At 74.9% G+C, this 19,279-nt stretch carries 17 protein-coding genes; 7 read left to right on the top strand and 10 right to left on the bottom strand.

Annotated elements, in window-relative coordinates:
• Nucleotides 1-121: 121 nt before the first annotated feature.
• The 3 genes from ACZZ97_RS00600 to ACZZ97_RS00610 all read right to left on the bottom strand — a co-directional run bounded on the left by ACZZ97_RS00600 (nt 122) and on the right by ACZZ97_RS00610 (nt 4,844).
• Nucleotides 122-847 (bottom strand): response regulator transcription factor, encoded by a 726-nt coding sequence (locus tag ACZZ97_RS00600; protein WP_463471902.1) that lies wholly within the window; start codon nt 845-847, stop codon nt 122-124.
• Entirely contained in the window at nt 844-2,520 is a 1,677-nt protein-coding gene (locus tag ACZZ97_RS00605) for a sensor histidine kinase (protein WP_463471903.1), read from the bottom strand. The genes ACZZ97_RS00600 and ACZZ97_RS00605 overlap by 4 nt, the downstream gene beginning before the upstream one ends.
• A gap of 65 nt (nt 2,521-2,585) precedes the next feature.
• Complete coding sequence (locus tag ACZZ97_RS00610) at nt 2,586-4,844, bottom strand: serine hydrolase domain-containing protein (RefSeq protein ID WP_463471904.1); 2,259 nt, start codon at nt 4,842-4,844, stop codon at nt 2,586-2,588.
• A gap of 352 nt (nt 4,845-5,196) precedes the next feature.
• Between ACZZ97_RS00610 and ACZZ97_RS00615 the strand changes: the two genes are divergently transcribed.
• The gene (locus ACZZ97_RS00615; protein ID WP_463471905.1) at nt 5,197-5,508 is read left to right on the top strand and encodes a hypothetical protein; all 312 of its coding nucleotides are present in this window, start codon (nt 5,197-5,199) and stop codon (nt 5,506-5,508) included.
• Nucleotides 5,505-6,257, top strand: a complete 753-nt coding sequence (locus ACZZ97_RS00620) for a hypothetical protein (protein WP_463471906.1) — start codon at nt 5,505-5,507, stop codon at nt 6,255-6,257. Before ACZZ97_RS00615 ends, ACZZ97_RS00620 begins: the two co-directional genes overlap by 4 nt.
• Before the next feature lie 169 nt (nt 6,258-6,426).
• Here ACZZ97_RS00620 and ACZZ97_RS00625 read toward each other — a convergent pair whose 3' ends face one another.
• From ACZZ97_RS00625 to ACZZ97_RS00655, 7 genes are read right to left on the bottom strand one after another with little or no spacing between them, the layout of a single operon-like run.
• Entirely contained in the window at nt 6,427-6,930 is a 504-nt protein-coding gene (locus tag ACZZ97_RS00625) for an AMP-binding enzyme (protein WP_463471907.1), read from the bottom strand.
• Entirely contained in the window at nt 6,931-7,974 is a 1,044-nt protein-coding gene (locus ACZZ97_RS00630) for an AMP-binding protein (RefSeq protein ID WP_463471908.1), read from the bottom strand.
• Nucleotides 7,931-9,079: an MSMEG_0565 family glycosyltransferase gene (locus ACZZ97_RS00635; protein ID WP_463471909.1), complete on the bottom strand. Its 1,149-nt coding sequence runs from the start codon at nt 9,077-9,079 to the stop codon at nt 7,931-7,933. The genes ACZZ97_RS00630 and ACZZ97_RS00635 overlap by 44 nt, the downstream gene beginning before the upstream one ends.
• Complete coding sequence (locus ACZZ97_RS00640; RefSeq protein ID WP_314104385.1) at nt 9,079-9,954, bottom strand: carbon-nitrogen hydrolase family protein; 876 nt, start codon at nt 9,952-9,954, stop codon at nt 9,079-9,081. The genes ACZZ97_RS00635 and ACZZ97_RS00640 overlap by 1 nt, the downstream gene beginning before the upstream one ends.
• 9 nt (nt 9,955-9,963) lie before the next feature.
• Nucleotides 9,964-11,301: an MSMEG_0569 family flavin-dependent oxidoreductase gene (locus ACZZ97_RS00645; RefSeq protein ID WP_463471910.1), complete on the bottom strand. Its 1,338-nt coding sequence runs from the start codon at nt 11,299-11,301 to the stop codon at nt 9,964-9,966.
• Nucleotides 11,298-11,651 carry an MSMEG_0570 family nitrogen starvation response protein gene (locus tag ACZZ97_RS00650; RefSeq protein WP_463473741.1) on the bottom strand — a complete coding sequence of 118 codons (354 nt, stop codon included), beginning with the start codon at nt 11,649-11,651 and terminating at the stop codon, nt 11,298-11,300. The genes ACZZ97_RS00645 and ACZZ97_RS00650 overlap by 4 nt, the downstream gene beginning before the upstream one ends.
• 1 nt (nt 11,652) lies before the next feature.
• On the bottom strand, nt 11,653-12,549 hold the full coding sequence (locus tag ACZZ97_RS00655; protein ID WP_314103970.1) for a carbon-nitrogen hydrolase family protein: 897 nt from the start codon (nt 12,547-12,549) through the stop codon (nt 11,653-11,655).
• A gap of 270 nt (nt 12,550-12,819) precedes the next feature.
• On the opposite strand from ACZZ97_RS00655, the gene ACZZ97_RS00660 reads away from it, so the two are divergent.
• From ACZZ97_RS00660 to ACZZ97_RS00680, 5 genes are all read left to right on the top strand, one after another.
• Complete coding sequence (locus tag ACZZ97_RS00660) at nt 12,820-13,356, top strand: MSMEG_0572/Sll0783 family nitrogen starvation response protein (RefSeq protein WP_123547142.1); 537 nt, start codon at nt 12,820-12,822, stop codon at nt 13,354-13,356.
• Nucleotides 13,357-13,368: 12 nt separating this feature from the next.
• Nucleotides 13,369-14,484 carry an MSMEG_0568 family radical SAM protein gene (locus ACZZ97_RS00665; RefSeq protein ID WP_463471911.1) on the top strand — a complete coding sequence of 372 codons (1,116 nt, stop codon included), beginning with the start codon at nt 13,369-13,371 and terminating at the stop codon, nt 14,482-14,484.
• A 1-nt stretch (nt 14,485) separates the two neighbouring features.
• The gene (locus ACZZ97_RS00670) at nt 14,486-15,913 is read left to right on the top strand and encodes an MSMEG_0567/sll0787 family protein (RefSeq protein WP_463471912.1); all 1,428 of its coding nucleotides are present in this window, start codon (nt 14,486-14,488) and stop codon (nt 15,911-15,913) included.
• Nucleotides 15,914-16,331: 418 nt separating this feature from the next.
• On the top strand, nt 16,332-17,099 hold the full coding sequence (locus ACZZ97_RS00675; protein ID WP_463471913.1) for a cohesin domain-containing protein: 768 nt from the start codon (nt 16,332-16,334) through the stop codon (nt 17,097-17,099).
• A gap of 101 nt (nt 17,100-17,200) precedes the next feature.
• Nucleotides 17,201-19,090, top strand: a complete 1,890-nt coding sequence (locus ACZZ97_RS00680; protein WP_463471914.1) for an amidase family protein — start codon at nt 17,201-17,203, stop codon at nt 19,088-19,090.
• Nucleotides 19,091-19,279 lie beyond the last annotated feature (189 nt).

Consider the following 19,279-nt stretch of genomic DNA (forward strand, 5'->3'; position numbering starts at 1 on the left):
GCGGGGCCGAGAGCGGGCGAGTTCGACCGGGACGGGCGGTCGTGACGGCCCGCCCCCGTCGAACCCGCCCGTCCTGCCCGGCGGTCGCGGGCGAGCGGCCAGCCGGCGCGCAGCGCCGGTGTCAGCGCAGCAGCCCCGAGCGCCAGGCCCAGACGACGGTCTGCAGCCGGTCGCGGGTGTCCAGCTTCGTCATGACGCGGGTCAGGTGCGACTTCACCGTGCTCGTCTCGATCACGAGACGCGCGCCGATCTCGTCGTTCGACAGGCCCTCGCCGAGCAGTCGGACGATCTCCTGCTCGCGCGGAGTCAGCACGTCGACCGAGGCCCCGGACGAGGAGGCGGCCCGCCGTCGCGTGAACTCCGCGATGACCCGGCGGGTGGTCGCGCCGTCGATCGCGGCACGCCCCGACGCGAGAGCTCGGACGGCCGCGATGAACTCGTCGGGCTCCGCGTCCTTGAGGACGAACCCGCTGGCCCCCGCTTCGAGGGCGCCGAAGACGTACTCGTCGAGGTCGAAGGTCGTCGCGACGAGCACGGCAGGGCCGCGGCGGGCGTCGCCGGACGTGCCCGGCTCCGCCCGCGGATCGCCGGGCACCGTGACCGAGGAGGCCTGCGGGTCGCCGCCCGGGGCCGCGCCCGTGATCGACCGCGTCGCCTCGATGCCGTCGCCGCCGGGCATCCGGACGTCCATCACGACGACGTCGGGCCGGGTGCGCCGCACGACCTCGACGCCCTCGCGGCCCCCGGAGGCCTCGCCGACGACCTCGATCCCTCCCGCGGTCTCGAGCACGATGCGGAACCCGGCCCGCACGATCGACTGGTCGTCGACGAGCACGACCCGGATCACGAGTCGGTCCCGTCGGTCCCGTCGACGGCGTCGGCGTCGGGCGCATCGACGGCGTCGGTCCCGTCGGGAGCGTCGGCGGTGTCGGGCTCCCGCTCGACGGGCAGCTCGAGCCGCACGCGCCAGGTGCGGCCGCCGACCGCGCCGGCCCCGCCGACCGCGCCGACCCCGCCGACCGCACCGGCCCCGCCGGCCCCGCCGGCCCCGCCGACCCTGCCGACCCCGCCGGCCGTGTCGACCCTGTCTGCCGCAGCCGTCCTGGCGTCCGTGTGCCCGTCCCCTCGACCGTCGACCGGTCGTGCATCGGCCGACCCGGTCTCGGCAGGCTCCGTCCCGACGACTCCCGCCTCGAGCAGCCCGCCGACGAGGGCCGCGCGCTCGCGCATCCCGACCAGCCCGTACCCCGCCGGAGCAGAGCTCGCGGGCCCCCGGGGCACCGCGTTCTCGACGACGACGACGAGCCGTCCCTGCCGCACCGTCGTGGCCAGCAGGACGCCGGCGCCCGGGGCGTGCCTGCGGGCGTTGGCCAGCGCCTCCTGCACGGTTCTGTAGGCCGTGACGTCGGCGAGCGGGGCGAGCGTGGGCAGCTCGCCCTCGACTCGCTCGTCGACGACGGTGCCGGCGGCACGGGCCGCGGCGACGAGCCCGCCGACGTCGCGCAGCCCGGGCACCGGAGCGGTGCCGGTGGCGTCGTCGCCGGTCTCGCGCAGGATCCCCACGATCGATCGCAGCGAGTCGAGCGTCTCGCGCCCCTGCGACCGGACGCTGCGGAGCGACTCCTTCGCGCGCTCTGGGTCGACGTCGACGAGGCGCTCGGCGGCGCCCGCCTGCACGACGAGGCCGGTGAGGTGGTGCGCCGCGATGTCGTGCAGCTCGCGGGCCATGCGCGTGCGTTCCGCCGCGACGGCCGACCGGGTCAGCGTCTCGTGGTGCTCGACCGACTCCGCGGCGCGCGCCTGGCTGTCGCTCTCGTGGCGCCGGCGCAGGGCGACCCACGAGCCGACGGAGGCGCTGATCCCGTTCACGAGGACGGCCGTCGCGACGAGGGCGAGGGCCTCGACGGCGGCGCCGACGGGGCTGAGGCCGTCGACCCCGCCGAGGCCGCCGAGCCCCGGCTCGGCGCCCAGGAGCTGCTTGGCGGCGCCTGCCGCACCGATCACGGCGCCGACCGTCTCGACGCCGATCGCGACGAGCAGCCAGCCGACCGCCGTGCGCGTCGTGAGCAGGGTGCCCACCGTGTAGGCGGCGACGACGGGCGCCGCCGTCCAGACCGCGAGCCCCGTGGGCAAGACCGTCAGCAGGCCCGCCTGCACGACGCTGATCACCAGCAAGGTCGCCACCGGCCGTCGACGCCTGAACGCCAGTGGCAGGCACTGCACGACGGCGAGCACGAGGACCACCGTGATCTGTGCGGCCGGGATGCTCTTCGACGCCCCGAGGAACTCGCCCGCGCCCACGAGCGAGGCGAGCAGAGCGACCGTGACGAGCGTCCACACCGCGGCCAGGGCGACGTCGCGTCCGAAGGGTGTCCGCACCCCGACCCGGGCGAGCAGCCGACGTGCAGCGGCGAAGCCCGGGCCGGTGCCCTCGTGCCGCGCAGCAGCGGACCCCTCGTGCCGTGCCGCGCCGACGAGGCCGGCGACGGCTGCAGAGCGGGCGGAGGAGGAGGTGGTCACGTCCCGAGCATGCCAGGTGCCGTCGACCTCGTGGTCGCGAGGCGCACCTCCCTGTGGGCGGCGCATCAGAAGCTCACGCTCGGGGAGAGGAGGCGCCACGTGACGGCGAACACGGCCAGGACGACGAGCGCCACGACGACGAGCACCCGTCCGGTCACCGAGGCCCAGCCCCGTCGCTCACGCACGGCCTGCACGGCGGCGACGGTGGCCGGCACGATCGCGACGACGCCCACCAGCTGGAGCACCTGCACGACGCGGATCGACCCTGCCGAGACGTCGACGAACGACATGGCCTGCCCGGCCACGACCGCCCAGCCGGCGAGGGCGAGCAGCGTCGCGACCTGGCCTATGCGCGACAGCAGCAGCGCGCGGCGGCGGCGTCCGGTCTCGGGACGGCGTGCGGCGACGAGGTCGCGGCGTCCGGTGCGGCGGCCGAGGCCGACGAGCGCGGCGGTCGGCCACGCGACCACCGAGACGAGCAGCACCGCGACGGCGGCGATCACCGACGGCAGCGCCGTCGACGCGACCTGCCAGGGCTGCGCCCGCAGCATCGTGAAGGAGGCGCCCCACGAGATCGCCTGGACGGTCGCGTCGGCGTCGTCCGAGTCGCCGTCGGTCCGCGTCGCGAGCAGCGAGTCGCCGCCCACCTCGCGCCACAGGTGCTCGTCGACCAGCTCGTACACGCCGGTCGTCGTGGCGAGCGGCTTCGGGGTGACCGCGATCGTGCCGTCCGAGCGGGGGACGATCGTCGTCTGGCCGCTCAGGGCGAGGAGCGCGCCCGGGTTCGTGACCGGCGAGCGGGAGGAGGTGAAGGTGCCGGCCATCGCGGCCGCCGCGGCGGCGCTGTCGAGCTGACCCGCGCCTCCTTCGGTCTCGTCCGACCCCGGCGACGTCGTCGAGGAGGGGGCGGCGTCTCGGTCGGCTGATCCGTCTCGAGACGGATCAGCCGCAGCAGCGACCGAGCCCGCGCCGGTCCCCGCGAGGTCGGCCTCAGCCGAGGCGTCTCGCAGGTACCGGTCGGCGAAGCCCTGCAGCAGCGTCGTGCGGAGGTCGAGCGTCGCGGTCGGGGTGCGTCCCGAGGCGTTGAACGACACGAAGATGCCCGCGTCGGACTCCGGGAACATCCGCATCGCACTGTGGAACACCTGCGTGTCGCCGTCGTGCCCGAAGGCCGGGACGCCGGGGGTGCTGTCGTCGAAGAAGCCGAGGTCCATGCGCTGCCCGACGGCGAGGGTGCCGAGCTGGTCGGCCCCGAGCGCGGGGCGGTGCATCTCGTCGAGGGTCGCGGGCTCGAGCAGGGACTGCTCGGCGGGCAGGTCGCCCAGGTGCGCGAGCATGAAGCGCGCCATGTCGGAGGCGGTGGCCGACATCGCGCCGGCGGGCGCGGCGTTCACGACCTCGGTCGGCACGGACGGCGCCGAGTCGTTCGGGTAGCCCTTCGCGAGTCGGGCGTCGAGGTCGGCGGGCAGGGGCTGTGCGAACGACGACGAGGTCATCCCTGCACGGTCGAGGACCTGCTCCTGCACCAGCTCCGCGAACGGCTTCCCGCTCACCCGCTCGGCGACGTAGCCGGCCAGCGTGGCGCCGTAGTTCGAGTACGCGGGAGTCGTGCCGGGCGCGTAGACCTGCGCCGGGGGAGCGGCCGTCACCGCCTCGCGCAGCGTCTTCTCGCTGCCGGGGGTGCCGATCAGGCCGGCGATGACCTCCTCGAAGCCCGCGGTGTGGGTCAGCAGGTGGCGCAGCGTGATCGCGCCCTTCGGGGTGTCGAGGTCGAAGTCGAGGTACTGCTGCACGTCGGCGTCGAGGTCGAGCTCCCCCTGCTCGACGAGCTGCATGATCGCGGTCGCCGAGACGACCTTCGAGACGGAGCCGATGCGGAACAGGGTGTCGTCGGGGTCGACCGGGCGGGCCGGGTCGCCGTCCGTGCCGGTGTCGGCGAGGCCGTAGCCGCGCGCGGTGAGCACCTGGCCGTCGGAGACGACGGAGACCGTCGCGCCGGGGATGCCGGTCGTCTGCAGCGCCGAGCCGAGCGCGCCGTCGAGCCAGGCGTCGACGTCGCCCTGCGTGAGGGAGTGGCCGCCGGGCTGGTGCTGGGGGGCCGCAGGAGGCGCGGGCGCGGTGGTGGGGGAGGTCGCGCTGGCTGCGGTGCCGGTGCCGGTGCCGGTGCCGGTGCCGGCAGCGCCGTCCGGGTCGGACGCGCCGGCCGAGCAGGCGGCGAGCGGGACGGCGAGCGCGACGACGGCCGCGGCGGCGGCGAGTCGGGGCAGGAGGCGGCGGGCGCGGAGGCCCGTCCGCGGCGGGGCGGGGAGGGGTGTCGATGTCATGCCTCCACGCTCGCCGGTCGGGCGCCGTGCCACAGGGGCAGAGGTCAGGACCTCGCCTGCGACCTGAGTCGCAGGCGAGGTCCGCCCTGCCGCCGTCGCCGGGGTCGCCGGGGTCGCCGACGTCGCCGGGGTCGCCGGGGTCGCCGACGTGTCGCGTCACGTTCCGAGCATCACGTCCCGTCACGACGCGACGTGATGCTCGGAACAAGACGTGACACGGGCAGCGCGAGGCGAACGCACGCGGACCCGTCGGACCCGCACGCACCCGTCGGTACGCGGGAGGGTGCGCGCGGGTCCGACGGGTGCGGAGCTGGCTGCGGCGCGCCGTCGCGCGCTGCAATAGTGTCACGACGTGACGATCACTCGGCGAGCCGGCCGCCGCCTCCTGCGGGCCGCCGTCGCCCTGGCCGCCGTCGGTGCGTTGCTGCTCGGGCTCGCCGTGCTCCTGACCTGGTGGACCGACCTCACGGCGGGCGGTCCCGCCCGGTGGAGCTCGGCGCCGCAGCCGGACTGGGTCGCCCTCCGGCTGATCGCCGGGAACGTGCTGACGCTCGCCGCGGGCGCGCTGCTCGCGACGGCCGTGGTCGTCGGAGTCGTGGGTCTCGTGCGGATGCTGCGGGACGGCGACGGACCCCGGTCGTCGTCCGACGGGCGCCCGGCGTGACGGCCGGCACCGGCGGACCCGGCGCTCCCGGCCACGACGAGCCCGGCCCCGACGGGCCCTGCTCGCCAGACCCCGACGGGCCCGGATCGCCAGACCACGACGAGCCCGGCGAGGGCGGCGACGCTGACGCGACCGACGGCCCCGACGCGCCGCTCCCCTCCGGCTGGGTGCGGATCGGAGAGCGCAGCTGGTGGTCGTCCTGGGCCGGGTACAGCGCCGTCTTCGTCGTCACGACGATCGTCTACTTCGGCGCGCAGGCCGGCCGGTTCTTCGACGGCCTCGTGCCGTTCCCGAGCGACCTGCTGCTCGGCGCTGTGCTGATCGCGGCCCTGATGTGGGTCGCCACCGCGGTGCGGAACGCGATCTACCCGCAGCCCTGGGTGAACCTCGACACCGACCAGCTGCGCGCCGGCACCCGCCGCACCGTCGCGCTCGCCGACGTCGACCGCGCGCTCGTCCCGCTCGACCCGGCCCTGCGGTCGGACGTTCTCGTGCTCCGCCTGACCGCGAAGGAGGCGCGGGTCGAGATCATCCTGCGCGACCGGCGGGGCCCGCGCCTCGACGACACCTCCACCCGGGTGCTCGCGGAGGCGCTGCGCCGCACGTCCGTCGCGATGCCGACCTCGGCGACCGATCCGACGGGCCGCTTCGGGCGCTACAACTTCCCGGGGCACATCGGACTCGGCGACGCCGTCGCGCTCGTCGAGCGCCCGCCCGCTCCCGGGGCGCCGCTGCCTGCCTCCTGGTGAGCTGCCGCTGCCGCTGCCGCCGGGGTGCGGCCGCTCGCACGCCGGCGGCGCTGCTGCTCGAGCTGCACCCCCGGACCCGCGCTGCACCCTCTGTTCCGGGGGTGTAGCGCCGGATGCGGGGTGTAGCTCGCGAGGCGCGGCCGTGCGCGGGGGCGCAGCGCGCGAGCGGCTAGCGGAGGCGGGCGACGCGCGCGGCCCACGCGCGGCGGCTGGTCTTGCCGGCGTCGTCGCGCACGGGCTCGTCCACGAGCCACAGCGCAGCCGGACGTCGCTCGGGGTCGAGCCGCTGCCGCGCCCACGCGAGGAGCTCCTCCGCGGTGACGCCCGCACCCACGCCCGCGCTCGCCCGCGCCCCCGCACCTGCGCCTGCGCCCGCGCCCGCGCCCGCCACGTCGACCACGGCCTCGATCCGCTGCCCGAGGTCGTCGTCGGCGACGCCGAACGCGACCGCGCCGCGCACGGCGGGATGCGCCTCCAGCACCCGCTCGACCTCGGTCGGGTGCACGTTGACGCCGCCGCGGAGCACGACGTCGTCGGCCCGGTCGACCAGGTGCAGCCACCCGTCGTCGTCGAGGAGGCCGAGGTCGCCGAGGGTGTCCCAGCCGTCCTCGGTCCGAGCGGAGCAGCCGCCGAGGTACCGGTACGTCGGACCTCCATCCCGCCGGAGCCACACCTACCCGACCGTGCCCGCGGGCAGGTCGTCGCCCTCGGCCGAGCGCACGGCGACGCTCGTGCCGCCGCTCGGCCGCCCCACGCTGCCGGGGTGCTCGAGCCACTCGTCGCCACGGATCGACAGGACCCCGTTCGACTCGCTGCCCGCGTAGACCTCGACCACGCGCTCGGCACCGACCCAGGCCATGAACCGGCGCTTGAGGTCGGGCGGGCAGGGCGCTCCGAGGTGCAGCACGGTCTCGAGCGACGACAGGTCGGCGGCGGCGCGCTCGTCGGCGGGCAGGCGCAGCAGCCGGTGCATCATCGTCGGCACGAGCAGCGCCCAGGTCACCCGGTGCGCCGCGATCGCCTGCAGCACCCGTCGCTCGTCGAAGCGCGGCAGCAGCACGAGCTCGTGTCCGGTCAGCAGCCCGCGGAACGCGTACGTGAAGGTCGCCGAGTGCGTCAGCGGCCCGGCGACGAGCTGCACCTGGTCGCGCGGCAGGAACGACGCGACGGCGAGCGACGGGTCGAGCAGCGCGGGCGCCGCCGCCAGCACCACCTTCGGCCGGCCGGTCGACCCCGACGAGGTCGGCGCCTTCCAGCTCGAGGCCCAGGCGTCCGGCAGAGGAGGCGCGTCACCGGCCACCGGGGGAGGCGCCCAGCCCGCAGGCACCCACGGCACCTCCCCGGCACCACCATCTGCCCCTCCACCGGCACCCGCACCGCTGCCCGCCGGCGGCACCCCCACCACCAGCGCCGGCCGCGCCAGTGCCTCCAGCTCGGCTCGCTCCGCGGCGTCGAGCCCGAGCGAGATCGGCTGCGGCGTCGCCCCGCACTTCCAGACGGCGGCGCAGACGACGATCATCTCGACCGTGTTCGGCAGGGCCACGGTCACCAGCGAGTCCTGGCCGACGCCGAGGTCGAGGTAGGCGCGGGCGAGCACCGAGGAGGCGTGGTCCAGCTCCGAGGCCGTCAGCGTCCCGGCGTCGTCGCGTGCCACCACGCGGTCCGGGTCCGCCTCAGCGAGCCCCGTGACGGTGCGCGAGATCGACTGCCGCACCATGGTCGCCCTCCCGGCCGACGGCCTCGTAGAACTGCTCGTGGAGCAGGGCGACGTCGTCCCACGAGTGCGACGCCGCGAGGTCGCGGCCGGGACCGGCTGCGGGGCCGGCCCCGTCGAGGGCGGCGACCAGCGCCTCCTCGATCGACGGGGGGCCGGTCGCGTAGGCGACGGTCGGGCCGAACACCTCGCGCAGCACCGGCAGGTCACGGGCGACGACGGGCACGCCCGCGGCGAGGGCCTCCATCGCGGCGAGGCCGAAGCCCTCCTTGGTCGACACGAAGGCGAGGGCGCCGGCGGCGGCCACGAGCGAGGGCAGCTCGTCGTCGTCGACCACGCCGAGCACGACGGGGTCGAGGCCGAGCGCGGCGATGCGGGCGTCGACCCGGGCACGGTAGTCGCGGTAGTCGAACAGGGTCTCGCCGCCGCCGAACACCAGGCGCACGTCGGGCCGTCGGCGCCGCAGCAGCGCGAACGCCTCGACCAGGTCGAGGCTGCCCTTGCGCGGCTCGATGCCGCCGAGCGCCAGCACGTACTCGCCGAACCGGTCGCGCCAGCGTGCCCGGTCGCCGTCGCCGGCGGGCCCTGCGGCCGCCGCGAACCTGCCTGCGTCGACTCCGTTCGGGATCACGGTCGGCGTCAGTCCCCAGCCGCGCTCGACGTCGGCGGCGACGGCGGCCGACACGCAGATCCGGGCGATCGGGCGGCGGACCGCCTCGTCGTGGCAGCGCACGAGCTCGGGCGTCGTGAACTCGTCGAGGTGGTGGATCGTCCGGAGGCACGGGCCGACCGCGTTGGCCGAGATGCAGTCCTGGGCGTGCACGACGTCGTACCGCTCGTGCAGCCGGGCATCCGCGAACGCGGCCCCCATCGTCTCGATCGACCGGGCGATGCGGTCGCCGACCGACTCGTCGTCGCGCGCCTCGAACGGCACCACGCGGATCGACACGGCCTGGTCGACACGACGGAAGAACGCCTGGTCACCGCCGCGTCCGAGCGTCCACACCGTGACCTCGTGGCCTCGCCGGGCCAGCGCCTCCGACAGCGCCAGGGCGTGCACGACGCCGCCCCGCGGCTTCGTCGAGTAGGTGACCTGCGCGATGCGCATCAGCGCAGCCCGCTCTCGTAGGCCGACGGTACGCGCTGCCGCAGGTGGTCCATGGTGCGGCGGGCCCGAGCGGCGTCGGCGGCGACGTCGGCCGTCGCGACGGCGAGGCCGCCCTTGGCCCAGGTCTTGGCGACGATCTCGCCGGCAGGGTCGACGACCTTCGCCTGCCCGAGGAACCTCAGCCCGCCGAGCACCCCCGTCTGGTTCGACGAGACGAGCCAGAGCTGGTTCTCGGCGGCCCTGGCGCAGTCGTAGAGGTCGAAGAGGTGGGCCTGGCGGTCGTTCCGGAGGCGGTCCGAGCGGTCCGTGACGCTGGCCGGCCAGGCGCTCAGGCAGACGAGCAGCTCGGCGTCCGCGAGCGCCAGCGTGCGCGAGGACTCGGGGAACGTCTTGTCGAAGTCGATCATCATGCCGAGGCGGCCGACGGGGGTGTCGACCGGGACGAACTCGGTGCCCGCGCGGTAGACCTCGGACTCGCCGAGGGGCAGGTGCACCTTGCGGTGCGACCCGAGCACGCGACCGGCCTGGACGCAGACGGCGCTGTTGTACCGGACGTCCTCGCCGCCCTCGAGGGCCCGCTCGGTGACGCCGAAGCAGATCGTGAGGTCGCCGGCGAGGTCGGCGACGGCCTGGACCTCGGGCCCGTCGATCTCGACCGCCGGCGGCAGCAGGGCGTCGGCGTCGTCGGGACCCGAGGAGGCGCCCCCCGGGTTCACGAGGTCGAGCAGGTACCCGCCCACGGTCGCGTCGGGCAGCACGAGCAGGTCGACCCCGCGGGCGCGCGCCTGCTCGACCATGCCGGGGAGCTTCGCGAGCGTCCGCCCGACGTCCCGGCCGAAGTGCGCGGCGACGGCTGCCATCGTGATCTCGGCCATGGCGTCAGGCTAGCCCGCGGCCACGGCCTCCTCGGCGAGCACCGATCGGTCAGCGCGGCCAGCCCGGCCGGCCCCGCCGGCCCGCCCGGCCCGCGCCGCGACGCTCTCCGCGACGTGTGCGGCGTCGCGGGCGATCGCCTCGAAGCGCCCCGACCCCCAGGTGTGCAGCCACGGCAGCCCGAGGAAGTGCAGCCCGGGCGCGGTGGTGACCCCGCGCTGGTGCGTCGGGACGCCTCCTCCGTCGAAGACCCCGACCTGCACCCACGACCAGTCCGCCCGGAACCCGGCCGACCAGACGACGCTCGTGATGCCCGCCTCGCGCAGGTCGAGGCTCGTCACCTCGGCCTCGGGCCGCCAGACCGGCACGTAGCGCGGCTCGACGGGCGCGTCGACACCGGTGCGCTCGATGAAGCGGTCGATGTCGGTCTTGATCGACTCCATCACCGAGTCCGCGTGGTCGAGCGACGCCTCCGCGGTGGGGCTGAAGGTCAGTGCGGTGCCCTCGGCGCCGGTCAGCCGGCCGTAGAGCCGCATGCCCTCGAGCGCGAACGCGCGCAGGTCGATGTCGCGCCCGCCGCCGCGCCCGGTCATGTAGTGGTTCGTCGACTCGCGCTTCGTGAGGCCGCCGACCTGGGCTTGGACGGGCACGTCGTACACGCCCATGTCGCTCAGCCAGGCGATGCAGTCGCGGCCGCGGTAGAAGCGGGCGCACCGGGGCGCGGAGCCGAGCGCGAGGTGCACCTGGCGTCCGGCGAGGTGCAGGTCCTCGGCGATCTGGGCGCCCGACTGGCCCGAGCCGACGACGAGCACGCCGCCCTCGGGCAGGGCCTGCGGCGAGCGGTAGTCGGCCGAGTGCACCTGCACGACGTCGTCGGACACCCCCGCGGCGACCGCCGGCAGCACGGGCCGGTGGTACCCGCCGGTGGCCAGCACGACCTGGTCGGCGACGATCGTGCCCTGGTCGGTGACGACCTCGAACCCGCCGGCCGCCGCCTCCCGCAGCCGGGTGACGAGCACGCCCTCGACGACGGGGGCGTCGAAGGAGGCGGCGTAGCGACGGATCCACGCGTGCACCTCGTCGCGGCCCATGAAGCCGTCGGGGTCGTCGCCGTCGTAGGCGAAGCCGGGCAGCACGCACTGCCAGTTCGGGGTCACGAGCGTGAAGGCGTCCCACCGGCGGTCGATCCAGTCGTGCGCGACCGTGTCGCGCTCGAGGACGACGTGGTCGACGCCCTGCCGCGTCAGGTGCCAGCTGATCGAGAGGCCCGCCTGGCCGCCTCCGACGACGGCGACCTCGACGTGCGTGCCGTCGACGACGCGGCGCGGGGCGGTCACGAGCGCGGTCACGACGACGCTCCCGAGGCGCTCGCGGCGGTCGTCGACGACGCTCCCGCAGGAGGCGCGGCTGCGGTCGCCGGGGCAGGCAGCGGCGGGTGCATCTCGAGCACCCGCACCGCGCCTCCTGCGTGCGTCGCCGCGATCGCGGTGATCTCGGCCTCCTGCTGCATCGCGGAGGTGCAGGCGAAGCCGTAGATCGCCGCGACGCGCTCGCTCGCGATGCGGAGGGCGGTCGTCGAGCGCTCGACGAACTCGGCGAGCGGGTACTCGGCGCCGGGGGAGAGCCAGTCGTGCATCACCAGGCTGGGCGACCAGCAGGCGGTCTCGGAGCCGTCCGGCCAGCGCACCCGGAAGGTCATCTCAGGCACGGGCGAGGCTCCTGCCGGCGGCGGAGGCCGCCTCGGCCTCGCCGGTGCGGTACGCGTCGGGCCGCCGGTCGCGCAGGTGGAACATGCCGCCCCGCATCGCCCGGAACGTGCCCTCGACGTCGATCTCGGCGATCGCGAGGCCCGCCTCCAGCAGGGTCGTGGCGAGCACGACGCCGCCGGGGTCGACCACCTTCGCGTTGCCGACGTAGCGGAGCGAGCCGAACGTGCCGGCCTGGTTCGAGGCGATCCAGAACACCTGGTTGTCGAGGGCGCGGGCCGTGTCGAGCAGGTTGAAGCGGTAGGTCCAGCGGTCGTCCTGCAGGTTCTCGGCGGTGGCCGTGCGGGCCACGGGCCAGGCGGACATGCTGACGATGATCTCCGCGCCGTCCAGCGCCAGCGACCGGGCCGCCTCCGGGAACGCCTTGTCGTAGCAGATCTGCAGGCCCAGGCGGCCGACAGGGGTGTCGAAGGCCTCGTAGACGTCGCCCGCCGAGTACGACATGGCCTCGCCGAGGGGCTGGTGCACCTTGCGGTACGAGCCGTAGATGCGGGTGCCGTCGAGGCAGACCGCGGCGTTGTAGCGCGTCTCACCGTCGTCGGCGAGCTCGCAGAAGCCGATGCAGACGACCATGTCGCCGACGATCTGCTGCACGCGGCGCAGCTCGGGGCCGTCGAGGGCGACCGCGGGGGGCAGCGAGCGAGTCGTGGTCTTGAGGGTGTCGCCGTGGTTGCCGAGCGACGACAGGTAGCCGCCGATCGCGGCCTCGGGGAAGACGAGCAGCTGCACGCCGGCCGCCCTCGCCTCGCCGACGAGGGTCTCGATGAGCTCGTAGTTCTGGTCGAGGTCCCGGGTGAAGTTCGCCGAGACGGCGGCGACGGTCGTCGACATCGTGTCTCCTCTGGTCGGTGGAGGCGGTGGCGCAGGTTCCTGCGGTGCGTCCATCAGACGCCAGGAGCTGTTTCCGATTGGTTACAGCGGGAATAAGAACTCGTGTCGCAGGTGCGGGCCGCGATAGAGAGGAACGATCCGCGCCGCCGAAACAAAACGGCGAATCCTCGTAATCCGCCTGCAACACGGCGGTCGAAGACTCGGGACCAGATCCAGGCACCGCAGTTCGACCGGCACCGTCTCGTCCCGACCCCGCAAGGAGCCCGCACCATGAGCGACAACGACATCGACTTCGACCAGCAGGTCCTCGACAACATCGAGATCTCCCGCAACGAGATCGCGCACCCCTCGCTGCCGAAGGGGAGCAACATCTACGGCTCGACCAAGATCTTCCCCGACTACACGGCCACGAAGGACGAGCACTACTTCCAGCTCGTGCACGGCATCGCCCACGAGTCGTCGGTGAGCTTCGTCGCCGTGCTGCAGGCGACCAGGGCCCTCCGCAAGGGCTTCACGAGCGTGCTCTACTTCTACGGCCCCGGCTCGATGAACTGCATCGCCAACCGCGGGTTCCCGACGACGGGCTCGGACGGGTTCCCCGGCGAGAACAACATCAACAACGCGCTCGAGACGTTCATCGCCGAGGGCGGGACGGTGTTCTGCTGTCGCTTCGGCCTCGCGCTGCACGGCAACCGCGAGGAGGACCTGATCGCCGGCGTGATCCCGTGCCACCCCCTCGACGTGCAGGACGCCGTCATCCACTACGCCCGCAAGGGCGCCATCATCAACAGCACCTACATGGTCTGAGCCGGTGACCGCGTGACGATCACGAACGAGCCGCAGGCCCCCGCGCGCGGTGCCGTCGGCATCTCGAACGGCGGGGCGCTCTCCACCCGCGTCGACGTCGCCATCCGCGGCATCCGGGTCGCCGCCCCCGTGCACCGCGAAGGAGGCGCTGGTCCGAGCGACGACGGACACGTCCTGTTCCAGGGCCTGCAGTCCGCGATCCCGCAGAGCCAGGACAGCCCGTACCTCGTCGACGACGGGCGACTGCTGCTCGACGGCGAGGACACGGGCATCGAGGTCACGCCGGTGGCCCGCCCCCGGTTCTACGACCTGGCGACGGCGGACGGCGTCTCCTACGAGGCGATCGCGCGCCTCCACGGGGCCAAGGTGCTGGCGACCACCGTCGTCCAGACCTGCGTGCGCTACGACGTCGCCGAGCGCTGCCGGTTCTGCTCGATCGAGGAGTCGCTGAACTCCGGCGCGACCGTGGCCGTCAAGACGCCGTCGATGATCACGGAGGTGGCCGAGGCCGCCTGGCGACTGGACGGCGTCGAGCAGATGGTGATGACCACCGGCACCTCGAAGGGGCGCGACCGCGGCGCGACCCACCTGGCTCGGTGCGTGCGCGCCGTCAAGGCCGTGGTGCCCGAGCTCGAGATCCAGGTGCAGTGCGAGCCGCCGGGCGACCTCGCGACGATCACCGACCTGTACGAGGCCGGCGCGCGCTCGATCGGCATCCACGTCGAGTCGATGGACGACGACGTGCGCCGCCGCTGGATGCCGGGCAAGTCGCGCGTGTCGATGGACGAGTACCGGGCCGCCTGGCGCGAGGCCGTCCGCGTCTTCGGCCGCAACCAGGTCTCGACCTACCTGCTCGTCGGCCTCGGCGAGGACCCGGACGAGATGGTCGCCGGCGCCCAGGAGCTGATCGACATGGGCGTCTACCCGTTCATCGTCCCGTTCCGCCCGCTGCGCGGGACCCTCGCGACCGACGTCGACCACGTGCCCGCGCCGCACGGCTCGGTGCTGCACGACATCACCTTCCGGGTGTCGGAGGCGCTGATCGCGGCCGGCATGAAGGGCACCGACCAGAAGGCCGGCTGCGCGGCCTGCGGCGCGTGCTCGGCGCTGCAGACGGCCGGGGGCTGAGGTGGCGCTGCTCGACGTGCCCGCCCTGATGGGGCCGCGGGTCGTCGCGCCGCCGGCCGCGGAGTTCATCGTGGGGGTCGCCGACCGCGCCGAGGTCGAGGCGTACCGACGGCTGCGGCGCGACGCGTTCGTCGACGAGCAGGGGCTCTTCGAGGGCACCGACCGCGACGAGATCGACGACGACCCGCGCACCGTCGTGCTCGTCGCTCGCGCTGGCGGAGGCGTCGTCGGCGGGGTGCGCCTGGCGCCCGTGGGGGAGGAGGACGTCGGCTGGTGGACCGGTTCCCGGCTCGTCGTCGCGCCGTCGGCCCGGAGCGCCCTCGGCGTGGGGTCCGCACTCGTCCGGGCCGCGTCGGCGCTCGCCGAGCAGCTCGGGGTGCTCCGCTTCGACGCGACCGTCCAGGTGCGCTCGTCGGTGCTGTTCCGGCGTCTCGGCTGGGAGCAGACCGGCCGCTGCGTGGTCGGCGGCGTCGACCACCTCCGGATGCGCTGGCCGATCGACCGGCACCAGCGTCTCGTCGACGCGACGAAGTCGCTGCTCGAGGCCGTGCTCGAACCGCACACAGCGTGGGCGGCTTCGCCCGACGGATCACTGGGAGGCGCGGGCTGGGTCGGCGACGACGGAGCGCCCGTGCCGGGCACCGACGTCGTCGCGGCCTGTGACGCGATCCTGCCCTCGATGGTCGAGCGCGACCCGGAGTGGGCCGGCTGGTGCGGCGTGCTCGTCAACGTGAACGACCTCAGCGCGATGGGCGCCGCGCCCGTCGGGCTGCTCGACGCGGTGGCGGGCCGCGACGCCGCGTTCGTCCGACGGGTGCTCGCCGGGGTGCGCAGCGGCGCCGAGGCCTGGGGCGTGCCGTTGCTCGGCGGCCACACGCAGGTCGGGGTGCCTGCCGCGCTCAGCGTCACGGCGCTCGGGCGGACGGCCCATCCCGTGCCGGGCGGTGGCGGCCGGTACGGCGACGCCCTCAGCCTCACGGTCGACGTGAGCGGCTCGTGGCGCGAGGGGCACCACGGCAGCCAGTGGAACTCGACCGAGGGGCGCCGCTCGCACGAGCTGCGCGACCTCGCGGGCACCGTCGCGCGGGCACGACCCGCGGCGGCGAAGGACGTCAGCATGGCCGGCATCGTCGGCACCGTCGGGATGCTCGCGGAGGCCAGCGGGTACGGCGCTGTCGTCGACGTGGCGTCCGTGCCGAGGCCGGGCGGCGCCTCCTCGGGGGTGACCGTGGGGGACTGGCTGAGCTGCTTCCCCGGGTTCGGCATGGTGACGGCAGACCGTCCTGGGGAGTCGCGGATGCACTCGCCGTACGCGGAGACGGCCGAGATCGGCGAACTGTCGCTGCGGCGTGGGGTCGACCTGCGCTGGCCCGACGGCGAGGTCACGCGTGCGATCGGCGGCGGCGTGACGGGCCTCGGCCCCGCCTGAGCGCCGCGCCGTGCGCCGTGCGCCGCGCACCGCGGGCCGCGCGGCACGCGCACCCTGCTCGGGCTTGCAGGCCCTCGAGCTACACCCCCGAGACCGCATTGCACCCCGAGAACGCGGGGTGTAGTGCGGTCTCGGGGGTGTTCCTCGTGCGGGTCTCGCGGGTGCAGCGCCCCGCGCGCCGACGCTCGACGACACCCGACGGGAAACACGACCGTAACGACACTGTGCGTCTGCTCGAAACACCCCATGAATACGGTGTGGATCGTGTGATCCACACGAGCGGACCGACGGCGATCTGCGAGGCACGAGGCCGTCCCGTCGGCCCCGTCGAGCAGCCCGGCCGTGCGCCGGCGCCGCCCGTTCCGCTCCGCAGTCGACGACGAGCCGCGCTCGACCTCGACCGAAGGACCCTGCCCCGATGCAGCACACCACCCGGCGCCTCGTGCGCCCCCGGACGGCCCTGGCGACAGGCGCCCTCACCGTCGGCCTCGTCGCCCTCGGGAGCACCTCCGCCCTCGCCGCCCAGGCCCCGATCGCGCCCGGCATCACCGCCGCGTCGATCACCGCGCCCGCCACGGCCACGGTCGGCGACGTCGTCGACGCGCAGATCGCGCTGACCGGCACGACGGAGGTCTACGCCTACGAGCTCGTGGTCGACTTCGACCCTGCCGTGCTCGACTACGTCGACGGCAGCGCGACCGCGCCCGACGGCGGCTTCGACGCCGTCGACGAGCAGGACGGCACCCTCACCGTCACGCACACCCGGCTCGGCACGTCGCCCGGGCTCGCGGGCGACCTCGCCGTCGACCTGCAGTTCGCCGCGATCGGCGCCGGCGACGGCACGCTCGGGCTCGCCTCGGTCACGCTCGTCTCCGAGGACGGGCTCACGACGACGCTCGCGGCGCCGTCCACGGCGCCCCTCGCGGTGACGGCCGCGGCAGTGCCCCCGGTCGACCCTGCACCCGCGCCGGTACCCGACCCGAGCACGCCCGCAGGAGGCGGCACCGCGCCGGTGCCCTCGCCCACGTCCGGCGCGACCAGCGCCTCCTCGGCCTCCGGCCCCCTGGCCTTCACGGGCTCGGACGCGTTCCCGGGCATCCTCGCGGGCGCCCTCGTTCTGCTCGCCGGCATCGCCGCCGTGGTCGTCGCCCAGGTGCGCCGTCGCCGCTCGGCGGGCACCCGATGAGCGCGCTCCGCCCCGGCGCCCGCCAGGCGCCGCTTCGTGCCGACTCGCCCGGCCACGTCTCGCCCGACCCCGACTCGACCAGTCCCAGGAGGACCTCCCTCGTGCCATCCACCCGACGCCGCGCCCTCGCCGCGACGACCGTCACCTGCGCCCTCGCGCTCGGCGGGCTCGTGGCCGTCCCGGCCGCGAACGCAGCCGCAGGCACTGACACCGCCGCCGCCGCCGCCGCCGCCGCGGCAGCGCCCGCACCTGCCGCCGGCACGTTCCTCGCCCCGTACTGGGTCGAGCTCGACCTGACCGGCGACCGCCAGGTGACGGCCGACGACCTCGAGGTGCTGAGCTCCGTGCTCGGGGCGACCAGCGCCTCCTCGGGCTGGAGCTCCATCTCGGTCGCGGACGGCGACGACGACGGGGTCATCACGATCTCGGACGTCGCCGCCCTGTCGCAGCGCATCGTGTACGACGACGGCCCCTTCGAGATCGTGGAGGCGTCGGTCGTGACGATGCAGGCCGCGATGAACGCCGGCGTCACGACCTCGGTCGAGCTCACCCAGGACTACCTCGACCGCATCGCCGCGTACGACACGACGAAGGTCGACCCGGCGGGCAACGGCCGGCCGCTGCGCTCGATCATCACGACCAGCCAGGTCGCGCTCGCCGCGGCCGCCGAGGCCGACGCGACCCGCGCCTCCGACGGGATGACCGACATGCTGCTCGGCGTGCCGATCGCGGTGAAGGACAACTACGACACGGTCGACATGCCGACCACCGGCGGCTGCGGCTGCTGGGACGGCAACCAGACCACGACCGACGCGGCCATGGTCGCCGGGCTGCGGGCGTCGGGCGCCGTGATCCTCGCGAAGGCGAGCCTCGACGAGTTCGCGTTCGGCTTCGCGTCCGAGTTCTCGTCGTACCAGCCCGCCGGCACGAGCACGCTGGTCGCCAGCCCCTACGTCACCAGCCAGACGGCCGGCGGCTCGAGCGGCGGCACCGGGGCGGCGATCGCGGCGAACCTCGCCGGCATCGGGTTCGGCACCGACACGGGCGGCTCGATCCGCATCCCGTCGTCGTTCAACCAGCTCGTCGGCGTCCGCCCGACCGTGGGCCTCGCGAGCCGCGACGGCATCATCCCGCTCGCCCTCTCGCAGGACACCGGCGGCCCGATCGCCCGCACCGTCACCGACGCGGCCGTGGCGCTCGACTCCGTCACCGGCGTGGACGCGGCCGACCCGGTCACCGCCGAGCAGCAGGGCCTCGTGCCGGAGTCGTACACGAGCTTCCTCGACGCGGACGCCCTCGCCGGCACCCGCATCGGCTACGTGACGTCGATGGTCAGCACCAACCGGACCACCGCCCGGCTCTTCGCGGAGGCGCTGGTCACCCTGCAGGCGCAGGGCGCGACGGTCGTCCCGATCTCGACGCCGCCGAGCGGCTTCGCCGCCGTGCTCGCCGAGGGCAGCGGCAGCACGAACGAGTTCAAGCACGACCTCGACGCCTACGTCGCGAGGCACCTGGCGCCGAACGTCGAGGCGCGCTCGCTGCAGGGCGTGCTGGCGTCGGGCATGTACGTGCCGTCGCGAGCCGGCACCTACCGGTCTCGCGACGCCGTCACCGAGGCGACCTACCAGGGCTGGGCGGGCCCGACCGGCACGCACACCACGGCCATCGCGAACGGGCACGCCCTGGTCACGTCGATGCTCGAGGACCAGGACCTCGACACGCTGATCTACCCGTCGGGCAACCCCTACGCCGCGTTCAGCACGAACATGCGCCTCAGCCCCAACACGGGCATGCCGGCCGTGACGGTCCCGATGGGGCAGGCGACCGACGCGGACGGCACCGTCACCGGCGCCGGCGTGAACCTCGAGTTCCTCGGGCGGGACTACGCCGAGGGCGACCTGCTCGGCCTCGCCTACGCGTTCGAGCAGGCCACGGGTCCGTCGCAGTCGCGCACGGCGCCGACGTACTACGGCCCGCTGCCCGCGGGCTGAGCGCAGGAGGCGGCCGCCCGGCCGCGCAGGACGGGGCCTGCGTGCCGTCGCTCACCACGAGCGGCGGGGCGCGGGCCCCGCGCCGTGCGCCGTGCATCGCCGCCGCGCCGTGCGCAGAGCATCTCCGCCGCCCTGCGGGGGAGCACCTCTGCCGCCGCCCGTCAAGCCCGGGACATCGCCTGCGCGGGC

Source organism: Frigoribacterium sp. AC512 (assembly GCF_979258295.1).

What these genes read in the sequence shown, in the direction of transcription:
- ACZZ97_RS00610 (WP_463471904.1), bottom strand. Translation starts at nt 4,844, where the DNA reads ATGACATCGACACCCCTCCCCGCCCCGCCGCGGACGGGCCTCCGCGCC.
- ACZZ97_RS00630 (WP_463471908.1), bottom strand. Translation starts at nt 7,974, where the DNA reads ATGGTGCGGCAGTCGATCTCGCGCACCGTCACGGGGCTCGCTGAGGCG.
- ACZZ97_RS00635 (WP_463471909.1), bottom strand. Translation starts at nt 9,079, where the DNA reads ATGCGCATCGCGCAGGTCACCTACTCGACGAAGCCGCGGGGCGGCGTC.
- ACZZ97_RS00640 (WP_314104385.1), bottom strand. Translation starts at nt 9,954, where the DNA reads ATGGCCGAGATCACGATGGCAGCCGTCGCCGCGCACTTCGGCCGGGAC.
- ACZZ97_RS00650 (WP_463473741.1), bottom strand. Translation starts at nt 11,651, where the DNA reads ATGACCTTCCGGGTGCGCTGGCCGGACGGCTCCGAGACCGCCTGCTGG.
- ACZZ97_RS00655 (WP_314103970.1), bottom strand. Translation starts at nt 12,549, where the DNA reads ATGTCGACGACCGTCGCCGCCGTCTCGGCGAACTTCACCCGGGACCTC.
- ACZZ97_RS00660 (WP_123547142.1), top strand. Translation starts at nt 12,820, where the DNA reads ATGAGCGACAACGACATCGACTTCGACCAGCAGGTCCTCGACAACATC.
- ACZZ97_RS00675 (WP_463471913.1), top strand. Translation starts at nt 16,332, where the DNA reads ATGCAGCACACCACCCGGCGCCTCGTGCGCCCCCGGACGGCCCTGGCG.